The following is a 2,607-nucleotide window of genomic DNA, read 5'->3' as shown; positions in this document are numbered from 1 at the left end:
TACCCGCAAGCCTGTGAATGGCCCGGGGCCAATCCCCACAGCTACGTCCGTGACTTCAGCTGCGCTGACACCTGCTTGCTCGATACAGCTCGCAATAAGTGTGCCAATGTTTTCTGCGTGACGCATTGGATTTGGATCTGCTGACTCAGCTACAACTTTGCCATCTACCAGCACAGCAACCGAGGTTCCTTGTGATGTGTCTAGTGCTAAAACAATCTGCTTCATATTGTTTCACCAATTACTTCAAAGACATCGCCGAGTCTTCCCTGGCCAGAAACAGTTAGCTTACGGTCTTCGGATTCTAGAAATCTTTCAATTTCAATTTCTAGAATTGATTCACTAAGGCCATCGGTGAATCCCCTACCCCACTCGATGACCGAAATTAAGTTTGAGTAATCGATGTCTAGATCATCCAGTTCTCTGGGGGCAGACAATCGATAAGCATCGATGTGAACAAAGGGTGTTCCGGAAGTTGTTGGGTGAGTGCGGGCAATCAAAAACGTCGGAGAAGAAATACTCCCTTGAACCCCGGCACCTTCTCCGATTGCTTTAGTGAGTGTAGTTTTTCCAGCACCCAAGACACCATTTAGGGAGACTAAATCTCCTGGCTTCAATAATGAACCCAACCGAACACCAAGCTCATGCATTTGATTTTCGTTTTCAATCAAAATCGAAAGTTGCTTAGCGTTACTCAACGAAAGACCCGCTTTGCCCGGCCGCCCATCTTGGTAACTATTTCATAATTGATGGTGCCGGCGGCCCGGGCTAGATCTTCAGCACTTGGCTCACCCTTTGTTCTATCACCAATGATTACGACCTCATCTCCGACTTCGGCGCTGTCGGTTCCTAGATCCAGGATGAACTGATCCATGGCCACCCGAGCTAGAACTGGGTATTTCTTGCCATTTAGTGACACCTCGGCTTGCCCGGTGGCTACTCTCGGGAACCCCTCGGTATAGCCAAAAGGCACCAGGGCCAGCGTGGATTCAGCCTTGGTTCTGTGCAGGTAGCCATAGCTAACACCGTGGCCTGCTGGCACCTTCTTGACGTGCACCACCTCGGAGCTAACTCTCATGGCCGGTAACAAGCCGTAGTCTCTGGCAATTACCTCGGGGCTGGGGTCAATGCCATACATAGCCGCACCGACTCGAACCATGTCCAATCTGGTACTTGGATATCGCAAGGCTGCGAGGCTAGCGGCGATGTGACGAATCTTAAAAGTTGCACCAAGCTTGGTTGCCGTCTTGATGGCTTCTTCGAATACTCGAAGTTGTTCTAGATCATCTTTCTCGCTGGTACCAGAAAGGTGTGAGAAGACTCCAACCAATTCAATAGCCCCGCTGGTTGAAAGCTCAACTGCTTTTTCAATCAGCGCTGGCCAGCTCACAAGATCAGCACCGTTTCTGCCAAGTCCGGTGTCGACTTTTAGATGCACCTTGGCAACCTTGCCAACTTTCTTGGCAGCAGCTGCAATTTTCTCCAAAGTTGCAAGAGCAGATGCGCCAAGTTCAATATCATTACTGATGGCTTCTTCAAACTGTGTGTTCTTGCCGTGGAGCCAAGCCATAATTGGAGATTTGATTCCGGCATGGCGAAGCTCCATGGCCTCATCTATGTCAGCCGTTCCAAGAATATCCACGCCAATAGATTCAAGCTTTTTGGAAACTTCAATCATGCCGTGGCCAAAAGCATCCGCCTTAACAATTGCTAATAGTTGACCACCGGTTAGCTTCTTTAATGTCTTGTAATTATTGGCAATTACTTCCAGATCAATAGAGATAGTTCTCAATTCATAACCTCAGCAACGACGTAGGCAACTGCCATGTTGCCATCGTGACTCAAGGAAAGATGAAATTGGCTAATGCCGTGAGACTTGATGGTCTGCTCGGTCTCACCGGTGAATTCAAAATACGGCTTGCCGTCTTGGTCCTTGGCAACACTTACCCCTTGAAATGAAAGCCCCTTGGCTTTGCCCACTGCCTTCACGAGCGCTTCCTTAGCTGCGAATCTGGCAGCTAAGGACTGGAGAGAAAGCTCCCGCTCGCTCTCGGTGAATAAGCGATCTCGAAGCTTTGGGGTTTGCTCTAGGGCTTTCTCGAATCTTTGGATGTCAACCAAATCAACACCGATTCCAAAAATCATTACTCGACCGTGACTGATTTGGCCAGGTTCCTCGGTTGATCCACGTCGAGACCCTTAGCGGTTGCGAGCTCCATGGCAAATGCTTGAAGTGGGATAACGGTCAGGATTGGGGCCATTAACCACTCGGTTGCTGGCACGTACCAAACGTTGGTCGCGTAGTTTGCCACCTCGGTGTCTCCCTGGACCGCAATAGCGATTACCTCAGCGCCTCGAGCCTTGATCTCTTGGATGTTTGAAACCACCTTGGGGTGCAGTGGGTCTGCTGGCGCCGGAAGAATAACAATCACCGGCTGGCCCGGCTCAATTAGGGCAATAGGGCCGTGCTTTAGTTCACCGGCGGCAAAACCTTCAGCATGAATGTATGCAAGCTCTTTGAGCTTGAGCGCTCCCTCCATCGCAACTGGGAACCCCACGTTTCTTCCAAGGAACAAAACGGTCTTTGCTTTTTCCATCTTCTTGGCAAGC

Annotated in this window: 5 protein-coding genes; all 5 read right to left on the bottom strand. The window is 49.9% G+C overall.

Annotation, left to right across the window (positions count from 1 at the left end; translation table 11 throughout):
- A partial coding sequence (tsaB, locus tag AC9UES_RS06410; RefSeq protein ID WP_509527799.1) for a tRNA (adenosine(37)-N6)-threonylcarbamoyltransferase complex dimerization subunit type 1 TsaB occupies positions 1 to 225 on the bottom strand: 225 nt, incomplete at its 3' end.
- Positions 222 to 695: a tRNA (adenosine(37)-N6)-threonylcarbamoyltransferase complex ATPase subunit type 1 TsaE gene (gene tsaE, locus AC9UES_RS06405; protein WP_509527796.1), complete on the bottom strand. Its 474-nt coding sequence runs from the start codon at positions 693 to 695 to the stop codon at positions 222 to 224. The genes tsaE and tsaB, both read right to left, overlap by 4 nt.
- On the bottom strand, positions 692 to 1,789 hold the full coding sequence (gene alr / locus AC9UES_RS06400; protein ID WP_509527793.1) for an alanine racemase: 1,098 nt from the start codon (positions 1,787 to 1,789) through the stop codon (positions 692 to 694). Before alr ends, tsaE begins: the two co-directional genes overlap by 4 nt.
- Positions 1,786 to 2,142, bottom strand: coding sequence for a holo-ACP synthase (locus tag AC9UES_RS06395; protein ID WP_509527790.1), 357 nt, complete (start codon positions 2,140 to 2,142; stop codon positions 1,786 to 1,788). Before AC9UES_RS06395 ends, alr begins: the two co-directional genes overlap by 4 nt.
- On the bottom strand, positions 2,142 to 2,607 hold a 466-nt coding region (locus AC9UES_RS06390), incomplete at its 5' end, for an SIS domain-containing protein (protein WP_509527787.1). The genes AC9UES_RS06390 and AC9UES_RS06395, both read right to left, overlap by 1 nt.

This window comes from Rhodoluna sp. (assembly GCF_044232805.1).
Taxonomy (GTDB): domain Bacteria; phylum Actinomycetota; class Actinomycetes; order Actinomycetales; family Microbacteriaceae; genus Rhodoluna.
The sequence above is the reverse complement of the archived record's forward strand: the minus strand, read 5'-3'. Positions and strand labels throughout refer to the sequence as shown.

Bases quoted from the DNA above. Each gene is read 5' to 3' on its own strand.
- AC9UES_RS06395 (WP_509527790.1), bottom strand. From the start codon at position 2,142: ATGATTTTTGGAATCGGTGTTGATTTGGTTGACATCCAAAGATTCGAG.